The 19,775-nt window shown below is 60.1% G+C and carries 20 protein-coding genes and 2 pseudogenes; 14 read left to right on the top strand and 8 right to left on the bottom strand.

All coding sequences use genetic code 11. The features are described from left to right. Nucleotides 1-14: 14 nt before the first annotated feature. From ABIA45_RS38420 to epsC, 3 genes and pseudogenes are all read left to right on the top strand, one after another. Nucleotides 15-1,211: pseudogene (locus ABIA45_RS38420) on the top strand (acyl-CoA dehydrogenase). Between the two features lie 104 nt (nucleotides 1,212-1,315). Continuing rightward, nucleotides 1,316-1,821: pseudogene (locus ABIA45_RS38415) on the top strand (flavin reductase family protein). Between the two features lie 46 nt (nucleotides 1,822-1,867). Then, on the top strand, nucleotides 1,868-2,794 hold the full coding sequence (gene epsC / locus ABIA45_RS38410) for a serine O-acetyltransferase EpsC (protein WP_404655504.1): 927 nt from the start codon (nucleotides 1,868-1,870) through the stop codon (nucleotides 2,792-2,794). Between the two features lie 59 nt (nucleotides 2,795-2,853). Here epsC and ABIA45_RS38405 read toward each other — a convergent pair whose 3' ends face one another. From ABIA45_RS38405 to ABIA45_RS38390, 4 genes are read right to left on the bottom strand one after another with little or no spacing between them, the layout of a single operon-like run. Further along, nucleotides 2,854-3,720 carry an ABC transporter permease gene (locus ABIA45_RS38405; RefSeq protein WP_225133317.1) on the bottom strand — a complete coding sequence of 289 codons (867 nt, stop codon included), beginning with the start codon at nucleotides 3,718-3,720 and terminating at the stop codon, nucleotides 2,854-2,856. Then, complete coding sequence (locus ABIA45_RS38400; protein WP_404655502.1) at nucleotides 3,713-4,573, bottom strand: ABC transporter ATP-binding protein; 861 nt, start codon at nucleotides 4,571-4,573, stop codon at nucleotides 3,713-3,715. The genes ABIA45_RS38405 and ABIA45_RS38400 overlap by 8 nt, the downstream gene beginning before the upstream one ends. Continuing rightward, nucleotides 4,570-5,628: an ABC transporter substrate-binding protein gene (locus ABIA45_RS38395; RefSeq protein ID WP_404655500.1), complete on the bottom strand. Its 1,059-nt coding sequence runs from the start codon at nucleotides 5,626-5,628 to the stop codon at nucleotides 4,570-4,572. The genes ABIA45_RS38400 and ABIA45_RS38395 overlap by 4 nt, the downstream gene beginning before the upstream one ends. A 22-nt stretch (nucleotides 5,629-5,650) precedes the next feature. After that, entirely contained in the window at nucleotides 5,651-6,577 is a 927-nt protein-coding gene (locus tag ABIA45_RS38390; protein WP_225133320.1) for a TauD/TfdA family dioxygenase, read from the bottom strand. Nucleotides 6,578-7,084: 507 nt separating this feature from the next. On the opposite strand from ABIA45_RS38390, the gene ABIA45_RS38385 reads away from it, so the two are divergent. The 5 genes from ABIA45_RS38385 to ABIA45_RS38365 all read left to right on the top strand — a co-directional run bounded on the left by ABIA45_RS38385 (nucleotide 7,085) and on the right by ABIA45_RS38365 (nucleotide 10,516). Further along, a complete protein-coding gene (locus ABIA45_RS38385; RefSeq protein WP_404655498.1) occupies nucleotides 7,085-8,428 on the top strand; it encodes an LLM class flavin-dependent oxidoreductase in 1,344 nt (447 codons plus the stop codon). Between the two features lie 36 nt (nucleotides 8,429-8,464). After that, entirely contained in the window at nucleotides 8,465-9,280 is an 816-nt protein-coding gene (locus tag ABIA45_RS38380; RefSeq protein WP_404655496.1) for a MetQ/NlpA family ABC transporter substrate-binding protein, read from the top strand. 36 nt (nucleotides 9,281-9,316) lie between these two features. Continuing rightward, entirely contained in the window at nucleotides 9,317-9,643 is a 327-nt protein-coding gene (locus ABIA45_RS38375) for a hypothetical protein (protein ID WP_404655494.1), read from the top strand. Nucleotides 9,644-9,841: 198 nt separating this feature from the next. After that, complete coding sequence (locus ABIA45_RS38370; RefSeq protein WP_404655492.1) at nucleotides 9,842-10,006, top strand: hypothetical protein; 165 nt, start codon at nucleotides 9,842-9,844, stop codon at nucleotides 10,004-10,006. Between the two features lie 54 nt (nucleotides 10,007-10,060). Further along, nucleotides 10,061-10,516 carry an Lrp/AsnC family transcriptional regulator gene (locus tag ABIA45_RS38365; protein ID WP_404655490.1) on the top strand — a complete coding sequence of 152 codons (456 nt, stop codon included), beginning with the start codon at nucleotides 10,061-10,063 and terminating at the stop codon, nucleotides 10,514-10,516. Here the strand turns inward: ABIA45_RS38365 and ABIA45_RS38360 are convergent. Together ABIA45_RS38360 and ABIA45_RS38355 are read right to left on the bottom strand one after the other, a co-directional pair. Beyond that, nucleotides 10,492-10,683 carry a HAMP domain-containing protein gene (locus ABIA45_RS38360; protein WP_225190503.1) on the bottom strand — a complete coding sequence of 64 codons (192 nt, stop codon included), beginning with the start codon at nucleotides 10,681-10,683 and terminating at the stop codon, nucleotides 10,492-10,494. The two genes, ABIA45_RS38365 and ABIA45_RS38360, sit on opposite strands and share 25 nt — an antisense overlap. A 292-nt stretch (nucleotides 10,684-10,975) precedes the next feature. After that, nucleotides 10,976-12,349, bottom strand: a complete 1,374-nt coding sequence (locus tag ABIA45_RS38355; protein ID WP_404655489.1) for an FAD-binding oxidoreductase — start codon at nucleotides 12,347-12,349, stop codon at nucleotides 10,976-10,978. Nucleotides 12,350-12,457: 108 nt separating this feature from the next. On the opposite strand from ABIA45_RS38355, the gene ABIA45_RS38350 reads away from it, so the two are divergent. After that, nucleotides 12,458-13,366, top strand: coding sequence for a LysR substrate-binding domain-containing protein (locus tag ABIA45_RS38350; protein WP_225174757.1), 909 nt, complete (start codon nucleotides 12,458-12,460; stop codon nucleotides 13,364-13,366). Between the two features lie 1,229 nt (nucleotides 13,367-14,595). Further along, nucleotides 14,596-14,772 carry a hypothetical protein gene (locus ABIA45_RS38345; protein WP_225133328.1) on the top strand — a complete coding sequence of 59 codons (177 nt, stop codon included), beginning with the start codon at nucleotides 14,596-14,598 and terminating at the stop codon, nucleotides 14,770-14,772. A 619-nt stretch (nucleotides 14,773-15,391) separates the two neighbouring features. Here the strand turns inward: ABIA45_RS38345 and ABIA45_RS38340 are convergent. After that, nucleotides 15,392-16,642, bottom strand: a complete 1,251-nt coding sequence (locus tag ABIA45_RS38340; RefSeq protein WP_404655488.1) for an esterase/lipase family protein — start codon at nucleotides 16,640-16,642, stop codon at nucleotides 15,392-15,394. A gap of 773 nt (nucleotides 16,643-17,415) precedes the next feature. On the opposite strand from ABIA45_RS38340, the gene ABIA45_RS38335 reads away from it, so the two are divergent. After that, nucleotides 17,416-17,898, top strand: coding sequence for a pilus assembly protein N-terminal domain-containing protein (locus ABIA45_RS38335; protein ID WP_404655486.1), 483 nt, complete (start codon nucleotides 17,416-17,418; stop codon nucleotides 17,896-17,898). Nucleotides 17,899-18,124: 226 nt separating this feature from the next. Here the strand turns inward: ABIA45_RS38335 and ABIA45_RS38330 are convergent, their stop codons facing one another. After that, nucleotides 18,125-18,349, bottom strand: a complete 225-nt coding sequence (locus ABIA45_RS38330) for a hypothetical protein (RefSeq protein WP_225156396.1) — start codon at nucleotides 18,347-18,349, stop codon at nucleotides 18,125-18,127. Nucleotides 18,350-18,554: 205 nt separating this feature from the next. Here ABIA45_RS38330 and ABIA45_RS38325 point away from each other — a divergent pair, with 205 nt between their 5' ends. The 3 genes from ABIA45_RS38325 to ABIA45_RS38315 all read left to right on the top strand — a co-directional run bounded on the left by ABIA45_RS38325 (nucleotide 18,555) and on the right by ABIA45_RS38315 (nucleotide 19,757). Continuing rightward, nucleotides 18,555-18,755 carry a hypothetical protein gene (locus ABIA45_RS38325; protein ID WP_225125337.1) on the top strand — a complete coding sequence of 67 codons (201 nt, stop codon included), beginning with the start codon at nucleotides 18,555-18,557 and terminating at the stop codon, nucleotides 18,753-18,755. A 431-nt stretch (nucleotides 18,756-19,186) separates the two neighbouring features. Further along, complete coding sequence (locus ABIA45_RS38320; RefSeq protein ID WP_404655483.1) at nucleotides 19,187-19,480, top strand: hypothetical protein; 294 nt, start codon at nucleotides 19,187-19,189, stop codon at nucleotides 19,478-19,480. Beyond that, nucleotides 19,440-19,757, top strand: coding sequence for a PilZ domain-containing protein (locus ABIA45_RS38315; RefSeq protein ID WP_225133334.1), 318 nt, complete (start codon nucleotides 19,440-19,442; stop codon nucleotides 19,755-19,757). The genes ABIA45_RS38320 and ABIA45_RS38315 overlap by 41 nt, the downstream gene beginning before the upstream one ends. Nucleotides 19,758-19,775 lie beyond the last annotated feature (18 nt).

Here is a 19,775-nt window from a genome sequence, read left to right as displayed (position 1 = left end):
AACAGGTCAGGACAATGAACAAGACCGTATCCGCCCCCTCCCTCGGCAGATCCGAGCCGTTCAAGGCCGGCTCGCCGGAGCTGGAAGCGTTGCTCAACCAGATCGCCGAAGGCGCGAGCGCGCGAGAACGCGACCGCGTGCTGCCCTTCGAAATCATCGATCTCATCCGCCGCGCCCGTCTCGGCGCGCTGCGGCTGCCAGTGAGCGCCGGCGGCGCTCCGCGATCTCTTCGCTTTCGTGATCCGCCTCGGCGAGGCCGACTCCAATGTCGCGCATATCCTGCGCAACCATTTCAGCGTGGTGGAACGGCTGGTGCGTACGCCCAAGGACGAGCAGAGCCGCGAGTGGCAGAAGGCGGTCGCGCAGGGCGCGATCATCGGGCTTGCCACCACCGAGCTCGAAAGCCCCCGCGTCGGCAATGTCACGCCGGGTACGACCTTCACGCCTGACGGAAACGGCGATTACCTCCTGAACGGGACCAAATATTACAGCACCGGCACGCTGTATTCGGACTACGTGCTCGTCCGCGCCGCCGATCCTGATGGCATCAGCGGCGCGACCATCGTCCCGATCAAGCGCGAGGGCATCGAGCTGGTCGACGATTGGGATGGGCTCGGACAGCGGCTCACCGCGACCGGCACGACGCATTTCCGCAACGTCAAGGTCAAGCGCCAGGAGATCGTCTTCGACACGCCCGACACCGGCTACGGCGTGCCTTACTCCAACACGTTCGCGCAGCTGTTCCTGACCGCGGTCGTTGCCGGTATCGCGCGCGCGACGTTGCGTGACGCCACCGCGCTCGTCCATTCGCGCAAGCGAACCTTCTATTACGCGCCCACAGAAGTTCCGACGGATGATCCCCTGCTGCAGCAGACCGTCGGCCAGATCGCCAGCGGGGCGTTTGCGGCCGAAACGGTTGTGCTGGCGGCCGCCGAGGCGCTCGACATCGCGACGGATGCCTTCGACTCCGGTGCATCGAACGCCGCGGAGGCCGCCCACACCGCCGCCCTGCTCTCGGCCAAGGCCAAGATCATCGGACGATTTCGCCATCCGCGGCGGCAGCCTGCTGTTCGATGTCGGCGGCGCGTCGGCGACCAAGAAGGTCACCAATTTCGACCGGCACTGGCGACAATCCGACCACCTACAAGGCGCGATCGATCGGCCAGTACGAAATCAGCGGCACGCCGCTGCAGGCGAAGGGCTTCTTCTAGGCAGGATGGCGCCTTTATCCGACGGTCCGACGCAAGGAGAGACAGACATGTGAAGGTCGGACATCCATCTCGTCAATGAGATCGAGCACCAGTTCCGCGCCGTGATGCGCCGGCTCGCCGGTGGCGTCAGTATCATCACGGCCGCCGCGACGCCGACATCACGGGAATGACGGTCACGTCGCTGACCTCGCTGAGCGCCAGCCCGCCGCGTGTGCTGGTCAGCGTCAACCGCCAGGCCTCTTCTTTTGCCCCGATCGAGCGTCACAGGGTGTTCGGGGTCAACATTCTCGGATCCGACCAGCAGGAGCTCGCGAGCCGATTCAGCAATGGCAGGCTGAAGGGGGCCCAGCGCTATGAAGGCGTCGCCTGGACGGCTGGGCCGTCTGGCGTTCCCCTGCTCGGCAATTCACTGGCGACGGTCGAGTGCCAGGTGGAGGAGATCATCGAGCGATACTCGCATGGGATAATCGTCGGCAGTATCTTGAGCTTCGAACTGTCGCCCCAGCTGTCGGGGCTGGTATACTGGAACGGTCAATATATCGAGATAAAGCACGATTTCGACCTGGATTTGCTCGCCGAGATCAGCATCCCCCTGGCGCATGTCAGGTAGGAGCGCTCCTGCGGCTTCTCGATCTCCGGCATCAAACGAGGGCAGCATGAAACGCGAAATCCCGACATCGGACCTGGAGCCGACGTCCAGGCGGTGGCAGCTCGACCGGATCGTGGCCGAGCTACGCGTCTCCCGGAAGGAGACACACAGCATCCGCAGGGACGGCGAAGCACGCCAAGCCCCATCGCGCGAAGCGCTGGAGGCCGTCCTCGATGGCCTCACGGCGGCACTGTTTCCACGGCATTACGGTCGCTCCGAGCTCGACGGCGAGAATATCGACTATTTCGTCGGAAACACCCTCGCCATCGCCCTGGACTCGCTGTGCGACCAGATCCATCGCGGTGCCCTCTTCATCGGCGACGAGCTCACCGCCGGATTCCGCCGCGAGGACGCCGTCGAACTGACCCGGACATTCGGCTCGCGACTGCCGATCGTGCGCGGGCTTCTCATCAATGACCTCAGGGCCGCCTTCGTCGGTGACCCCGCCGCCCGGAATTTTCCCGAGATCCTGATCGGCTATCCCGGGATGACGGCAATCATTCATCACCGCCTCGCCCATATCCTGCACGGGCTGGGCGCCCGGCTGATCGCTCGCCTGGTCGCCGAGATCGCGCATACCCGCACCGGGATCGACATTCACCCCGGCGCGAGCATCGGCTCTGGCTTCTTCATCGACCACGGCACCGGCGTGGTGATCGGCGAGACCGCCATCATCGGCGACAACGTCCGCGTCTATCAGGCCGTCACGCTCGGCGCTCGTCACTTTCCGACCGACGACGATGGCAGCTTGATCAAGGGCGACGCCCGCCATCCGATCGTGGAAGACGATGTCGTCATCTATGCCGGCGCTACGATCTTGGGCCGGATCACCATCGGCCGCGGATCGACGATCGGCGGCAATGTCTGGCTGACCCACAGTGTGCCGCCGAACAGTATCGTGACCCAGGCCACGGTCCGCAATAAGCAAGGCTAGGGCTTCTTGTTTCTACGCGTTTTCTTGACGCGAACCGGTATCCACTTCGCTCGAAAACGCTAGATGGCCGGCGCCTTCCAGCGCATCAGGCGACGCTCCAGTGCCTCCAGGATTGCGTTGAAGGAGAGGCCGATCACCGTGATGCCGAGGATGCCGAAATACATCTGCGGGATCAGGAAGCTGTACTGGCTGTTGATGATGAGATAACCCAGCCCCGATTTCGCACCGACCATCTCGGACGCGACCAGCACCAGCATCGCCGAGGCGCTTGCCAGGCGGATGCCGACGAAGATGGTCGGCAGCGACGCCGGCAGGATCACTTTCCGGAACAATTGGCTCGGCGTCGCCCCCATCGTCCGTGCCGACTTGACCAGGAGCGGATCGACCTGGCGGACTGCAGCGATCGTGTTCAGCAGCAGCGGCCAGGCGCAGCTGTAGACCACCATGGTGACCTTCGAGAGCTCGCCGATCCCGAGCAGCAGGATGAAAACCGGCAGCAGCGCCAGCGGCGCCGTGTTGCGCGCGATCTCGATGATCTGGCTCAGGAGATTGCCCAGCCCGACATACCATCCCGTCAACACACCCAACGGCACGAACAGGGCAATGGCGATCAGAAAACCGCTCAGGGCACGAAGCAGGCTTGCCCCGATGTGGTCGTAGAGCTCTCCCGACTGTGCAAGCTGCCAGCCCGCGGCGATCACCTCGGAGAACGGCGGCAGGAAGGTCACATCGATGAGACCGAGGCGCGGCGCCGTTTCCCAGAGGGCCAGGAACAGCAGCAACAGCAGGGATCGCTGTCCAATGATGCCGAGCCATCGCACCAGGCTACCCGTCGCCGCGGCAACTACGCCGGCGCGTTGCCTGGCCCGGTCTTTCGGGCTGCCCTCGGCCAGTTCCATCAAGGTCAGGATCTCCAGATTAGACATGAGCGAGCTCCTTCGCCTTTGCCACGCGCTCGCCATCCGATGCTGCCACCTGGGAGCCCTGCGCCTTCAAGACCTCGTCGCGCAGCAAGGACCACACTTCGTGCCTGACATGCCCGAACCCGGGCAACGAGCGAACGTCCTCGGTCTTGCTGTGCAACTCATCGGGAATATCGATGACTTGCTTGATGCGGCCGGGACGCGAGGTCATCACCGCCACGCGCTGACCAAGGACCACGGCTTCATCGATGCCGTGCGTGATGAACAGGATGGTCTTTCCCGTGCGGCGCCAGATCCGCAGCAGCTCGCCTTGCAGTGTCTCCCGCGTCTGTGCATCGAGCGCCGCAAACGGCTCATCCATCAGCAGCACCTCCGGATCGTAGGCAAGGCTGCGGGCGATCGCGACGCGTTGCTTCATGCCGCCGGAGAGCTCGTGCGGATAGCGGTCGGCAAAGCCGGACAGCCCGACGAGATCGAGATAGTGCAGCGCCCTTTCCCGCCGCTCCCTGGCCTTCAGGCCGGCAATGTCGAGCCCGAACTCGACATTCTGCGCGGCCGTGCGCCAGGGAAACAGCGCGTATTGCTGGAACACGATGCCGCGGTCCCGCGCCGGGCCCCCGATGACCCCGCCATCGAGCAGGATGCGACCGCTGCTCGGTGTCGTTAGGCCGCCGAGCAGGTCCAGCAGGGTCGACTTGCCGCAGCCGCTCGGCCCCACCAACGCAAGGAATTCGCCGGTCCGCACATCCAGTGTGATGTCGTCAAGCGCGGTGAAGCGCTGCGCCGGCCCGCCATCCCTGCCGCGGACCAGGAAGTCCTTGCGCACGTGCTCGAAGCGGATCTTGGCCGTCGTCATTTGGCCTCCGCGGTCTTGCCCGGGCGGAAATAGTTGAACGCGTTGGTGAAGATGTCCGACGGCTTGAGCTGGTCCTGCTTCAGCAGGCCATCCCTGACCAGCCAGTCGATCCAGACCTGGAGCTCGGCATCGCCGATCACGCCGCCCTTGGTCGCGACGCCCGTGCTCCTCCAGTACTTGATCGGGGTGGCGTCCTCGTTGCGCTTGCGCTCGGCGATGACGCGCTCGAAGCGGGCACGGACCTCCTCCGGCGGCGTTGTCTGAGCCCAGTCGATGGCACGAGACACGCCCTCGATCAGCTTGCGGGACGTGTTCGGATTGTCCTTGATGAACTTGTCCCGCAGCACATAGGCCCCTCCGGTGAAGTTCCCGAAGACGTCGGTATCCGCAAACAGCCGGCGAATGCCGCCGCGCTCGAGTGCCTTGTCACGCAGGACGCCGCCGAGCGTGCTAAGCTCGACCTGCCCCTGCCGCAGCGCCTGCTCACCGGTGACCGGCGGGATCGCGACCAGCGTCACCTGCTTCGCCTCCGCCGGCGTCAGGCCGTTGCGAGCCAGGTACTCGCGCAGCACGAATTCATGGTGCGCTCCCAGCGTGTTGACCGCGACCTTCTTGCCGATCAGGTCCCGCGCGGTCTTGATCGGACTATCCTCCTTCACGTAGTAGCCGCTGTAGGTGTTGTCGTCCGAACCGTAATAGCCGACCACCGCCTTGATCGGCGCCTTGGCGGCGATCAGCTTGATGATCGCGCCGTAGAACGCACCGCCGATGTCGATATCGCCGGTGACCACGGTCTGAATATCCTGCGGACCGCTGATGGTGTTGCCGACCCATTTCAGCTTGAGCGGCGCGAGATAGCCGAGATCGTCAGCCAGCTCGATGAAGGTCACCTGCCCGGCCCAACCCTGGTAACGGATCTCGCTCTTCTCGAGCTGCGGCTCGGCCATGGCGCTGCCAACGAACCCCGTCAGACCGAGGGCCGCGAGGCCGAGTTGCCGGCCTCGTGCACGGAGCCCGGCAACCAGCCGGCGCAGAGCGGAGATAGCAATTCTCATTGTATTCACTCCCTTGCTTATTTCAGGCGGCTTTTGCTTGCGGCTTGGTCGACTTGATCCGGGTGACGCTCTGCCGGCCGTCGACGCTGACCGGCACCTCGCCATCAATGGTCGCGCGGCGCACGACGCGATGCTGATCGCCGTAATCATTGACCGCGTAATGCTGGGTCGCGCGATTATCCCAGATGACGACATCCCCCTGCCGCCAGCTCCAGCGAACCGTGTTCTCCGGCGCCGTGATGTGCGACTGGAACAGGTCAAACAGCTTCTGGCCGTCGTATTTCGACAGGCCAACGAAGCGCTGGACGAAGTTGCCCAGCACCAGCGTGCGCTCGCCGGTCTCAGGGTGGACGCGAACGACGGGGTGTTCGGTCTCGTAGATTGTACCGGTGAACACCTCCTCGAAGTGTTTTCTGTCGGCCTCGCTCGCACGGGTCTTGACTGCATAGTCATAGGCATTGCTGTGCACCGCCCAGAGCTCGTCGGCGAGCTTGCGCAGCGGCGCCGGCAGGTCGAGATAGGCGGCAGCCGTGTTCGACCAGATCGTGTCGCCGCCGAACTCGGGGATCACGACGCCGCGCAGAACCGAGATCTTCGGATAGGCGTCGACGAAGGTGACATCGGTATGCCACTGGTCCGCACGGCCGCCTCCGCGCGCGGAGTCGAGCTCGAGGATCGAGGCCGTGCCCTTGGTGGCGCCGACCGTCGGATGCGGCACCAGATTGCCGAGCCGATGGGCAAAACGCTCCTGCTCGGCATCGTCGAGATGATTTTGGTCACGGAAGAAGATGACTTTGTGCTCCAGCAGCACCTGATTGATCGCTGCAATAAATCGATCCGGCAGATCGCCCGAAAGCTTGATATTCCTGATTTCGGCGCCGATACGGGCCGACCGTTTCACGATATCCGCGCGCGGAATGACGTTGTCGATGGTGATTCCGTCAGTCATGTCACTTTCCCCGATGCCGCGATCCATTTGGACAAGGCTCCGCCGTTCGCCGATCGCAGTTGCGATGACGGAGTGAAGGACAATGATGGTGCGATCGATCCTCTTGCGAGACTGCCGTCCGCTCTGACGGCAATCCCGTCTGGCGGGACCTTTCCGTGGAGGCTACATCAATGCAGCCTCGTGCTCAGTCAGAGAATGCTAGCTCACGGATTTCGGAAATGGCTTCCAAAGATTGAACAGTGCGGGGAATAGTTGCATTCGCGAAAACAGCGACAGAAGAACGCAGAACCGCTCTCGGCGTAAACCCACGGTGTCGCCGCCGCTTAGATGGTCGTCTGGACGTGCGCATCTCGAATCCACAAACAGTCGCGCCACGTGCGATCTCCGCTTGCAGGCTTTCCCGAAAGTTCATGCTCGCATCGAACTCAACAACGCAATTCCATTCCATCGACAACGATGCGAGCGCCGACATAGATTTTGCCCAGGCCGCATACGGGGCGTTTCGACATGAGCAATCAACGGCAGCTTGTTCTCAATCTCTTCATCAATCCCGGCGGCCATCACGAAGCTGCCTGGCGCTACAAGGGATCGTCCGCGGAGCACATTCTCGACATCACCTATTATCAGGAGCTGGCACAGCGCGCCGAGGCGAGCAAGTTCGACGCGATCTTCTTTGCCGACGGGCCGGCGCTAGCCGACAACGTCCGCTACGCCCAGCGTTTTCGCTTCGAGCCGATCACCTGGCTGGCTGCGATCGCCGCGGTGACGAAGCGTATCGGCCTGATCGCGACGGCATCGACCACCTATACCGAGCCCTACAATCTCGCGCGCCTGTTCGCCTCGCTCGACCACCTGAGCAAGGGCCGGGCCGGCTGGAATATCGTGACGACCAGCGCGCCGCAGGCTGCGCAAAACTTTGGATTGCCCGAGCACCCGCCTCACCACGAGCGTTACGAGCGCGCCCGCGAATATCTCGACGTGATCTCGCGGCTCTGGGACAGCTGGGAGGACGACGCACTCGTCAACGATCCCGCTTCCGGCGTCTTCGCCGAGACCAGCAAGATCCACACGCTCGACCATGTCGGCAAGCATTTTCGGGTGCGCGCCCCGTTGAACATCTCGCGCACGCCGCAGGGCCGGCCGGTCTATGTGCAGGCGGGCTCCTCCGACGATGGTCGTGCCTTCGCCGCGCGCTTTGCGGAAGCCATCTTCACCGCGCACCAGACGCTGGACTCCGCCAAGTCCTTCTATGCGGACATCAAGCGGCAGGCCCGCACCTTTGACCGCGGCCCTGACGAGATCAAGATTTTGCCCGGCATCAGCCCCTTCATCGGCAGCACGCAAGCCGAGGCCGACCGCCTTCAGGACGAGTTCAATGAGCTGATCCAGCCGGAATATTCCCTGACGCAGCTGCGCCAGATGATCGGTCTCGATCTCACGGGCTACGATCTCGATGGTCCCGTGCCGCGCCATCTGATCGACACCGCCAGTGCGCGCGGCGTCGCCAGCCGCTTCAAGCTCGTTGTCGACATCGTCGATCGCGAGAAACCGACGATCCGCCGGCTCGTCCAGCGCCTTGCCGGCGCGCGGGGGCATTGGGTCATAGCCGGCACGCCGGAAAAGATCGCCGACAATGTCCAGGCCTGGTTCGAGAGCGGCGCGGCCGATGGTTTCAACGTGATGCCGCCCTGGCTGCCCGGCGGATTCGATGTCTTTGCCGAGCAGGTCGTCCCGATCCTGCGCAAGCGCGGCTTGTTCCGCGAGGACTATACCGGCACGACGCTGCGCGAGCATTACGGCCTCGCTCGCCCTGCCAGCATCTACTCCAACCAGGTCAAGGCGATCGCCTGACACCGCTCTCCCTCCAAACTGGAACCGTAAGAAGACATGAAGACCGCATTGTTTCTCCTCTCCGGCCTTTTGGCTCTCTCCCCGCTCGCCGCCGGAAACTCCCTGGCGCAGCAGCCCTCGAAGCCCGAATTGCGGGTCGGCTTCGTGCCGGGGCCGTACATCGATGAGTTCAAGATCGGCGTCGAGCCCGAGCTGAAGCAGAAGGGCTACAAGATCCGCTATGTCGAATTCTCGACCGGCCTCGAAGCCAACAATGCGGTGTTCAAGTCCGAGATCGATGCCAATGTGATGCAGCACACGGTCTTCCTTGAGTCCTACAACGAGCGCCAGAAGACCGATCTTCTCGGCATTGTCCATGTCCCGACGCCCCCGATGGGCCTCTATTCGAAGAAGCACCCGCTGGGCACGCCGATCAAGCCGGGCTCCAGCGTCGCGGTGCCGAACGATCCCGTCAACCTCCAGCGCGCGATGTGGGTGCTGCGCGATCTTGGCCTGATCGAGATTCGCGACAGCAAGCCGGTCGACGTCACCGAGCTCGATGTCATCAAGAATCCAGGCGGCATCAAGATCGTGCCGCTCGAGGCAGCGCAGGCGCCGCGCGCGCTCGACGATGTCGATTTCGCCGCTGTCCAGGGCAATTTTGCGATCTCCAGCGGCCTGAAGCTCACCAATGCCTTTGCGCTGGAGAAGATGACTACGCCTTACATCAACGTGCTCGCAGTGAAGAAGGCCAACGCCAATGCCGAATGGGCCCAGGACATCGTCGCCGCTTACAAATCGCCGACGTTCAAGACGGCGATCTTGGCTGACCGCTTCTATGACGGGTTCACCCTGCCCGACTACATGAAGTGAGGGGATCGCGGAAAAGCAGTGAGACGCGGCCTCAGCATGTTCGCGTTCACGTTGGAGTGGACGCGTGTTCGTTCTCCCGCTGAGCGGGCGACCGACGCGCGAGCGGTGACCGATCGCATCGGCTGGCATGAAGCCTTGATCCTGCCGCTGGTGCTGCTGATCGCGTTCCTGTTCGTGCTCGGCCTGATGACGCGCCTGCACCTGCATGAGCGCGCCGACCCGAGCCTGATGTATGCATCGTTCGGCAGCATGGGTCTGCCCATGCTGCCGACGGTGCCGGACTCCTGCCGCAGACCGCTGAACGCCGGTTCCACACAGCAGCTGCGGCACGCCGACGTGCTCGCGTTGCTCGCGAACGACTGATCCAATCCTCCGCATTCCGTCCACTGCGTGAAAATCGTTCCTTGCGAAACGGCACCAGGGAATATCTCGCTCGAACAGATGACAGTCTCAGTACGATCCAACCAAACTGAACGTGGTCAACGGCTGGCGATGTTCAACATGTTACCGCTCGTGTTAGCCTTGTCGGGTTCTCGCCCTACAATGTTGTCCGGAGTGAACATGAGCTACATCATCTCGCTGCATTCAAGCTTTGCCAGCTGGTTCGAACAGGCACGCGAGTGGTTCCGGCACTCACTGCGGCCGCAGACGGGTGGCCCGAACGATGAACGATGCAGCCCTCAGGATGACCTTTACGAGATCTTCCTGTTCGGACCCCACGGCTGACAACCCTGCCTAAGCGCCGGTCCCCACCTCCACTGACAAAAAGGTAATCAGACAATGTCCGACGCTGCGCTGCAGCTCGCCGAGACGGGCCGCCGCCTCGATGCCATTGACCGCAAGATCCTGACGGTGCTTCAGGAGGACGCCTCACTGTCCGTGGCCGAAATCGGCGACCGGGTCGGCCTGTCCTCCACGCCCTGCTGGAAGCGCATCCAGCGCCTGGAGGCCGACGGCGTGATCCTGAAGCGCGTTGCGCTGGTCGACCAAAACAAGATCGGCCCCGGCCTTTCGGTGTTCGTCTCGATGGAAAGCTCCGATCACTCCGATGGCTGGCTGAAGCGTTTCGCCGCTGCCGTTAGCGCTATACCCGAGGTGATGAAAGAACCAGCCGACGCTTCCAGCTCAGTAGACGCAGAGGAAACGGTTCCGACAATTTCCCCGATGGCCGCCTCGAAGGCATCTGCAAGCCGGCGCATGTCGGACTTTCGTTACTCGGCAGCGATACGATCATGAGCTGCCTTGGCTTCGGTTTCCGCTTGCGCCTTCTCGGCCGCTTTCACCTTAAACCTTTCGACCGCGCCCGCGATTTCGCCGATTTCGTCCTTGCGGCCAACACCGTGGAGCACAACATTGGAATTGCCTTCGGACAAGTCCAGCATCGAGGCTCTCAGCTCCCGGATCGGATGCTAATGCTGCGCGACGTAAGCACCGAGAGGGCGAGCCCCAGGAGCAAGCTGAGAGCACCAAGATCAGAGCAATCATTACGCCCAATCCAAGGTCTTCTTCTGCCCTCAACGCAGTGGCTTTCGAAGCCTTCTCGTAATCACTTGCGAGCGGCTCTGCGAGCTCGTCAACCCGCCTTCCGGCCGCAAGCGCAGAGCTTACGGCGACCAACTACCGGGCCGCAGCGTAAAGACCTTCTACTGACAACCTGAATCAGAACGAGAGAGGCGAAATGCCTTGGCCTGGTGATCAGTCCAGTGGCCGGATATTCTGGTTCATGCGGAAGAAGTTCGTCGGATCGTATTTCGCTTTGATCTGCTGCAGGCGACGGTAATTCCGCCCATAGGCAGCGGCAACGGGATCGCCTGTCTCATCATCATCGAGATAATTGACATAGCGTCCAGAAGCGAAAAACGGCCGCATCCTTTCATAGGTTGCGCGTGCCCACGAGATGCTGCGGCTGGTATCGCTGGCCTGCGTCCATTGCGCGAGGATCAGGAAATTGTAGCCCTCCTGCCGATGCACAAATGCCGTATCCCCGGCACCTACGCGGGCCGCGGCACCGTGGATGTGCTCGAGCAGCAGCTGCCCCATCGGAGTCGGGCAGCGGGCGAAGCATTCGATCATCGTCGCGACCGCACCATCGCTCAGCTCCGTGAGGAAGTTCGACTTCCAATAGTTGAACGCGCCTTTCGGATAGTTGGCGTCGAGCATGCGGTTGAGCTCGCAATAGGTCATCGGTCCGACCGCATCCAGAATCGGAGGCCCGAACTGTTTCAGCGGCTGCATCGCTCGTTCGGCCTCCGGGACTGGGCCGCAGTGGCTGGTGACCAGGGCCGCGACCTCCCTGCCGGACCCGTCGGGCGCATGGGTCAGGGATGCGAACAGCATGTGCTCGTCCGTGAGCGATCGCGTGCTGGTCCGGAAAAATTCCAGCACGTCGCGGGAACGCTCGATAGGGTGAACGATCGGGCCGCCGGTGATGATCGGCCCTACCGTATGGAGGTCGTATTCAAGACTGGTGGCAATCCCGAAGTTTCCGCCGCCGCCGCGCACGGCCCAAAATAGATCGGGCTGCTCTTGCTTGCTGGCCCGCACAACCTTGCCGTCGGCGGTGACGAGTTCGACAGCCCGCAGATTATCCAACGCGAGGCCGTACTTGCCCATCAGCCAGCCCAGCCCTCCGCCGAGCGTCAGGCCCGCGATGCCGGTGGTCGAGACCACGCCGCCGGTCACCGCGAGTCCGTGAAGCTGCGTTTCTCGATTGAGCTCGCCCCAGGTGACCCCGCCCTGCGCCCAAACGGTCTTGCCGATCGCGTCGACCCGGACCCCCTTCATGGGTGAGAGGTCGATCATGATCCCGCCGTCGATGGTTGCGCGCCCGGCCACATTGTGGCCGCCGCCGCGAACCGCGACCTCGAGGCCGAGCTTGGTCGCAAGTGCCACGGCATCCACGACATCGGCCGCACTGCGACATCTGGCAATCAATGCTGGCCGTTTGTCGACCAGCCCATTGTGAACCTTGCGCGCCTCGTCGTAGCCCTCGTCCGCTGGTTTGAGCAGTTCTCCTCCGAAGGAGGCATTAAGCTCGGCGGCAGCGCTGGCAACAGATGCGATGGACATGGCGTGGGCTCCTCAGCTTGACCCCGCCATATCCTCGATCGCGGGCTGTCTCAGAGCAAATCCGAAGAATTCAGGTGACGATGAACTGATTTCACCTACACTCGCCGCATGCACAAGCTGCCGCCCCTGATCGAGCTCCGCGCTTTTGAGGCTGCCGCGCGCCATCTGAGCTTCAAGAAAGCCGCGGCAGAACTCGGCGTCACGCCGACCGCGATCAGCCACCAGATCGGATTGCTTGAGCAGTATTGCGGCCGCGCCCTATTCCGGCGCAGACCACGCCCTCTTTCCTTGACCGATGCCGGCGCCCAGCTGTTTCCTGCCATTCGCGGCGGGCTCGAGGCGTTTGCCGCTGCCATTGCGTCCCTCAAGCAGGAAGGTGACGAGCAGCCGCTCCGGGTTACGACGACCAACGCCTTCGCCAGCCGCTGGCTCGTGCCCCGCCTGCCCCTGTGGCGGAAGTTGCATCCTGACGTGCCGCTGGAGGTGATAGGCACTGACACGGTGCTCGATCTGCAGGCCGGAGACAGCGACGTTGCCATTCGCTACGCGACAAGCCGCGTACCACCGACAGACGGGATCGTCGATGAACTATTCAGCGATACGTTCTTGCCGGTCTGCAGCCCGGATTTGCTTTCAACGGGCCGCCTGAAGAGACCAATCGACCTTGCAAACCATGTTCTGATCCACTCCTATTGGTCGCCGACCGATCGCGAGCCGCCCACATGGCAGAGATGGCTTACCGCGGCTCAGCGCAGGTGGCGGGAAGTGCCCCAATTCAAGGATATGCAACACTTGAGTTTCCGCGAGGAACTGCACGCCATCGAGGCGGTGATCGCCGGGCAGGGAGTCGGGATTTTCAGTGATGTGCTCGTGGCCCACGAACTCGCTGTCGGTATGCTCGTGAAACCGTTCAAGTTGAGCTTGTCTGGCTATAGCTTCTATGTGGTCACCAGGCCAAGCAATCCGCGCGCAAGGACCATCCGAGCCTTCTCGGAGTGGTTGCGGTCGAGTACTTAATCCGCTCTTCTTGTTGTCTTCGAAATGTCCGCTCGGGGTCACAAGCGGCGGTCGTGGCAAGCGCAGCCTTGCGCCCGGTTTATAGCCAGGAGCCGACAGCCAACTGCGAGGGCCGGCCTCAGGCCGCCCACCCGTAAATTTCCCAAGTGTTCGGTCATTTGCGCTCGCTGGTTAACTGGTGAGGATCGAGCGCCGCATCATGAAAACACCAAAGCCAAAGCAGTGGGCCGACCAAGAGGTCCGACGATTGATCACACTGGCCCGACAGGGAGTTGGCGCGTCAAAGATAGCCGCCGAACTCGGCCGCCACGCCGGATCGGTGAGGCGCATGGCGCGAACGTTGAGACTGCTGTTGAAGAAGTAGTCCCCGAGCGATCTTGAGCGCGCGGCTGACCTACAGCCCCAACGCCTCGGCCCCTCCCGCTGCGGCCGTTGCGACTCGCGAAAAATGCAGAACTCAGATCGTTTGCAGCAATATCATCCCGACGATGGTCACAAAGAAACCGATTGCCGTCACTGCGGCGAAGCACCGTTCTACGCTATCCATGAACGCAACCCCTGCTAAAAAGATCAGTTCAGCTTTTTCGTAATGTAAGTGCGATTGCAACTGCCAACTTGCTCGTACTCGCGCGACGAGTTTGAGAGTCCCTCCGGCCAGAACAGAAAATAACCGAAACGCTCATACCGCCATACTGGGCGCCGATTGCGTGGTGTTCGCATCATCTCCGATTGCTAGGAGCGGGAAAGCAGATGCGCACGAGTGATCGTGCAGCGCATCGTTGGCTAAATGCTCCCAATACTCAGCTTCGGCGAGCAGTTTCCAACTTCTATCGGAGTGATGCGCGGCAGTCTGACGGCACAGCGATGCCATCGCGCGCAGGCGACTCACAGTATCCACCTACTCCTCCCATTCATTTTTTGTTTTTTGCACCCTATTTTCTATTTTTGCGTCGGAGTCATTATAGTTATAGCTCTGAACCAATTTTACTTTCCGAAGCTCGATCGGCTTTCGCTGCGGTTTCAAATCGCGCGTCAATCACAATGGGCGCAATCCATTGCGTTCTTTCGGGCTCAATGTCGAAGCGCGCGGCTAAAGCGGTCGTCGAGCATGCCGTATTTGCACTGCAATGGTCCGCCATGGCCGTAATTCTACGGAGATTGCGCACCCCCAGTGTTTGGCTTCTACTTCCGATTGTTTTTATGACGATTAGCTTTTTGAGCGAGAGGTCATGAGCGTCAAAGCCATGATGGCAACTATTCTACGAAGCCAGATGACATCGCGCGGCATACACTCCCTGCCGCGATCTGACTACGAGGAGATAGTAGAGGAGTTGGTCGAACAGCTCAGAGAGCTGGAGCTTAGCTTGGCCGCTCGCGAGTTGGCAGACAAGCAGAAGCCGAAGTAGCTTCATATTGGCTGACACCGCACATGTGCTTGGTCTTCCACGGCGACTCAATATTTCGATTGTCCGCCATGAAACACGCCGCTGCCCGCCCCTTAGCTGATCGGAAGTCGCCGCTGGAAAGCTGGTCGAGATCGCCAGCGGCATTAAACCCGTACAGGACGGACGGATCGTCATTGAGCTGATCAATGGGCACGGGCCAACAGTTCAGCGCCGCAGTCGCGTTGGCGCAGGAGCGCGGCTGGCTGGAGCTGCATGAGAGTGGCACGTATGTGCGGCTACCGGGGCAAACAGAAGCATTGGGTTAAGTGAAGTACTGAATTCAGCAATTGAGCAGTGATTTGGTCTGCGTTTAAGCCAGTCTTGTCGTGCTGTACCGCCCATCAACCCCGAAAGCGAACCTCCCAGCAATCGGCGATCTGGAGCGTGTTCACGCGCTTAGTTCGGGCGCTCCAGATGTCCGCTCATCGTTCAACAGCGGCACAAACAGCAGACATGATCGAAGGTCGCCTATGGGCCAACAGCCGTCATAGGAACGACACGGTAATCCAGCCCATTTTCAACGACGTCCTGCACGATCCAAAATGCCCGCGGTGGGATCCCGAGTTCGACCTATCGTCACTTAACCGAGACGCTCCTCAATTCCCGCTGAGACATGTTCGTCGATCCACCGGACAACTGCGGAACGTACGTCTGCATTTTCATAGACACTGTGCGCTAACTGATCGGCGTTGCTGCCTCTTGTATCCCGCGAAAATAGATGAATCGTTGCTGACGCGCCAACGGGTATCGCTTCCGTTGTAATTTCCAGAGCGAGAGATGAGCCAAGCCCCATAGACCAGCGCGCGACCCAGATCGCTATCCGCTCATTCCAGCGAACATCTAGTTCTTCGAACATTTCTCGAGAAGGTACCGTTCCTTGTACGGCGGTAACAACCAGAATAGCTACCAATAACATTAGGAAAAAGAAGCCGTACAATAGATTATCAAAGAAAGTCGTCTTCAGACCAACTAGTACAAGCACGGATACGGACACAGCCACTCCTCCAATGATAGAAAGACCGGGCGCCGCAAAGTATTTGGCGCCGGCGGAAGCTAGAATGCCGACCAACGGAATGAGCCAAAATGCGGTGGGTACAGGCAGATTACGAAAGGGCTCCCGGAGAAATCGAAGGTCATTCGCTTTTGCAAAGTACGTCGTCAGTCTCACTGAGGCCCACGCAAGTAGTTGACCACTTGCCAAGCTGGCAGAGGCCTCATCTCCTGTCACTCTGAATACTCCGATTTGCGTGTTCTTTGGAACGCACACATTCAGACCATCAGCTAGTTCAGCCACTCTCTTTGTCCCGATGTCGCCCAAGTGCGAAATGATCACGGCGGCAAAGGTGCAAATGAGACCCAATATCACGAGAACGCCACACCACTCGAAGAACGAGAGGCCTGATGCTAGGTTAAATATGTAGCTGGCTAGGAGGGCCAGCCCCATAAGGCCCCCCACGACAGCCCTCTCAGAAAAAAGGAGGCGATCGCGATGGATGGCGTGGAGAAACGGAGTTGCCAGGCAGGCTATTCCATCGATCCTCGTTCGTCGAGCAGCGTAAAGGGCGACATTTCCGCCATGACTGTGTGCTACTACATACTGCTTAGCATCGGGATATATTGCACGAAGTGCATCGACAAAGTCGCTTAGCTCTTCTGCGGCTTTCGCGCGATCCCAAAGGTTATTGCGGCCGGACCAATCGAATCTCGTTACAACGGCTCTACATCGCAAATTGTGAAGCAGGTCTATCGAGAATTTCGAATCCAGCTGTGTCCACTCAGCACCTCTAGCAAACGTTCCATGAACCAGAGTAACGACGACCATGGGCGACATGGCAGTTCTCCCTCGGTTCGAATCGGTGCAACACATCAATTAAGTCGCTGTCGCCACGACGAACGTGGACTGAGGATACCAGACGGGTGTATTTGCCGGAAGCGTTCGCAAGCTGAAGCTTTCCTCGGAACAGCGACTGTCGGTTGGCTTTGCTCGCGGCCCCAAAAACTGTCTGATCAGGGTCATAAGCTGCGGTGGCGCACTATGCCGCGATTGGACCGCTTAGGGCCATGTGCGGACCCAGGCGTGCAATGAGCGAGCGCATCTCTGGGCGTCAGGACGATCGCCTCGCTGAAGTTGCAGTTGAGAGGCTCAGCGCTGCGAATGCATCGGGAATTAACTACACTTGGTGGTTGACACAAATTAAATATGCTTATTTAATTGGTCCGTCGCCCGCCGTTTTAATTATAGAATCGATCGCGTTCTGTTGTGGGGGAATCGGTAATGCGTTGGCTTGCGCTTGCACTGATTTTGAATGCCTGGGGAGTGTCCGCGGCTGAACTGCGCGGCACCTCCGATGCGCGATCCGCTCCAGCGCAGAAATATGACACTCGCGCCCAATGCGAAGCCGATCCTAACAGGGCCAGAAGCTGTTGCGACTTTACTGAGCGGCTCCGATACGCCTCTCCGCAACATGATGGCAAGCTGATTTCAGAACTGGGATCAGAGATGCCGACTCGATTTGTGTGTCACGACCCAGATTTCAAACGATGAGAACGGCTTCAATCCTCATGCTCGAAGCCGGTTGAGGCGTACTTCAGGAGGGTTCTCTTATGTTGTTTTCAGGATTTTGGCGATGCTGCGTAATCGCCACGTTGACGCTGCTGGCCGACGGCGCGTTCGCCCAGCCGCCGCAGGAAATCTCCGTCCCGGCTGAAGACACGATCAGGCTACAGCCCGGTCAGATACGAATTCTCCAATTCGGGGAGGCTGTGAAGCAGATCGGTACGCCGGAGGACAACATCGTGGAGATCACGCCGCAGTCTGAACGCATATTCACCTTTAGGGGGCTCGCGTCGGGCGAAACGATTGTGACTGCCCGATCCGACGACGGTCGCGTGGTCCATCGGGTGCGCGTCGTGGTCGGAGGCAATCTAGTCAAAGTGTATGGCTTGGCGGATGAACCGGACTATGTCGGCTTTATATGCGATGGGTACGGCTGTGGGCGCGGTGAGTCCGGGCAGGCTAAAGCCAACTCGACGACGGTACGGAAACCTTTGCGCGGCGGTGGCTTCATCGAAAAGAACTATCAGTAAGGTGTCAGGCAGCAGCTTCCCGCGCGGCGAGGACGAAGGACCGAATGTCGGATAGAACTTCGTTCAGGGGTCAAGACCGCTTGGGGGCAAAATGCGAAGAACTCAGGTTGAGCAAATCTAGTCCGCTCTGCCGCGATAAGCGGACCTCCGTGAGACCTAGCGCAACTTCGCAGATGGGCCAAAACCGGAAGTCGCCTCCCTCTCTCGATTAGCCTATCTGAGCGAGTCAGGAGGCTAGGAGGAAGCTCGAAACCCAGCTCTTGGCAGCCTTGAGATTGATGACTAATTCAAAATGGATCTCTTGGAAGAAAGGCATTTCTGCTGGGTTGCTACCATTGAGGATTTGGACGATCCGCGCGACTATCCGTCGACAGCCTGCCCTCAGATCGTTTGCGTGCGACATAAGTGCGCCCGCCTCGACCATGTCGCCAAAGATTCCAATAGCCGGCAATCTGAGATAACTAAGTGATTGACTTAGTCATGTCGCATTGCCTCGACGGCCCGGCGAAATTCTGCTTCGTTGCCGGCGAGCGCAATTAAAGTCGCAGGCGTTGCAGATTTGCAACCCGCACAGTTATCCGCGATACTAAGCTCCTGCATTGAGACGACCGAAGCATATTTCGTGCTTAATTCGATACGATCAATGGGGGCGAAAAGTGTTTGATGTCTATCGCAATGGCAAGCGGGACTTGCTCGTTCTAAGCACAGGGGCCGCGATACCCGGTGCTTACTCTGCAAATAACTGGCGCAAGAGTAGAAAAAGAATTCGCAAAGTAAGCGACGAGATTAGGTCAGCCGTTCATCGACAAGGTTATTACGTTCGTAGCTTCCGTGTCGCGAAGGAGGGCACGATCTAAGTGAGCGGGCCGGCGGCCCTGATGCTCCCATCTGCAATGTCTAGAACACCAGCCGCGAGCCCGGATACTCGGCAACCCATTGTTCGCCGAACTTCGATCCTCCCCGACACAACTTGTCGTACTACCATACCGGCTTCTCGCAACCTGCTAACTATTTTTCAACCGCTTTGACTTAATTTCTGGATACGGAGCATCTACAGCCGGTCGGCGTGGCCATTCTGCGACAGCAAATGCTTGCCCGAGTGGACCTGTCCCCGTTGTAACTCGCGTATAGTGTCTTTCTTTTATCATCGCTTTTTTGATCTTTCGGCAGGACAAGGCCGATCGGAATTAGAGATTCGCGACAGATGTCGTCAGTGATACAACTTGAACAGCCATACAAAGCAACAACTGCGACAAGTCCCTCGTGCTATGGACTGCCCGATATTTTGGTGAACCTCCTCGCTTTATTATCGCAGATTCAAGCTCTCGAAATTCAGACGACAGATGACGCTCGTCAGGCGATCATCCTTCTTGAACTCGCGAATGGCCGCATCCGATTGACCGTCGGACAAACCAAACTGAACGAGACAACCCGAACGACTTTACTGGTTCAGTCGGCGCGGATCGATCTGCTGATTGCAGAGACCTGCAGAGAGGCGGCGTGTTTATTCGAACGAACTGATTTGAAATCGTGGATTGCAGATGAAAGAGAACAATCGAAAGGCGCACCGCGTTCGATTTGAACACAAACACATCGTGAGCATCATGGGTGTTGATGGCACGTGGCGAAGAAGCTGCGTTCTCGTGGACGCCTCTGCAAGCGGCGCGAAGCTTGAGGTCGACGGCTCAACGGACCCCCTGAAGGCACAGGAATTCTTTCTAGTTCTCTCGTCAACTGGACTGGCATTTCGGCGCTGCGAGCTGGTTTGGGTGGACGGGTCTCACGTCGGAGTTCAATTCGTCACAGCAAAGACGAAGGCCAAGGCGAGCCCACAGAAACGTCTTGTTGGCTCACAATGAGGCGGGTTCGGACTTGCC

It is taken from the genome of Bradyrhizobium sp. USDA 336 (assembly GCF_044908355.1).
Lineage (GTDB): Bacteria > Pseudomonadota > Alphaproteobacteria > Rhizobiales > Xanthobacteraceae > Bradyrhizobium > Bradyrhizobium yuanmingense.
Note: the sequence above shows the minus strand (reverse complement) of the source record. Positions and strands in the feature narration are given on the sequence as shown.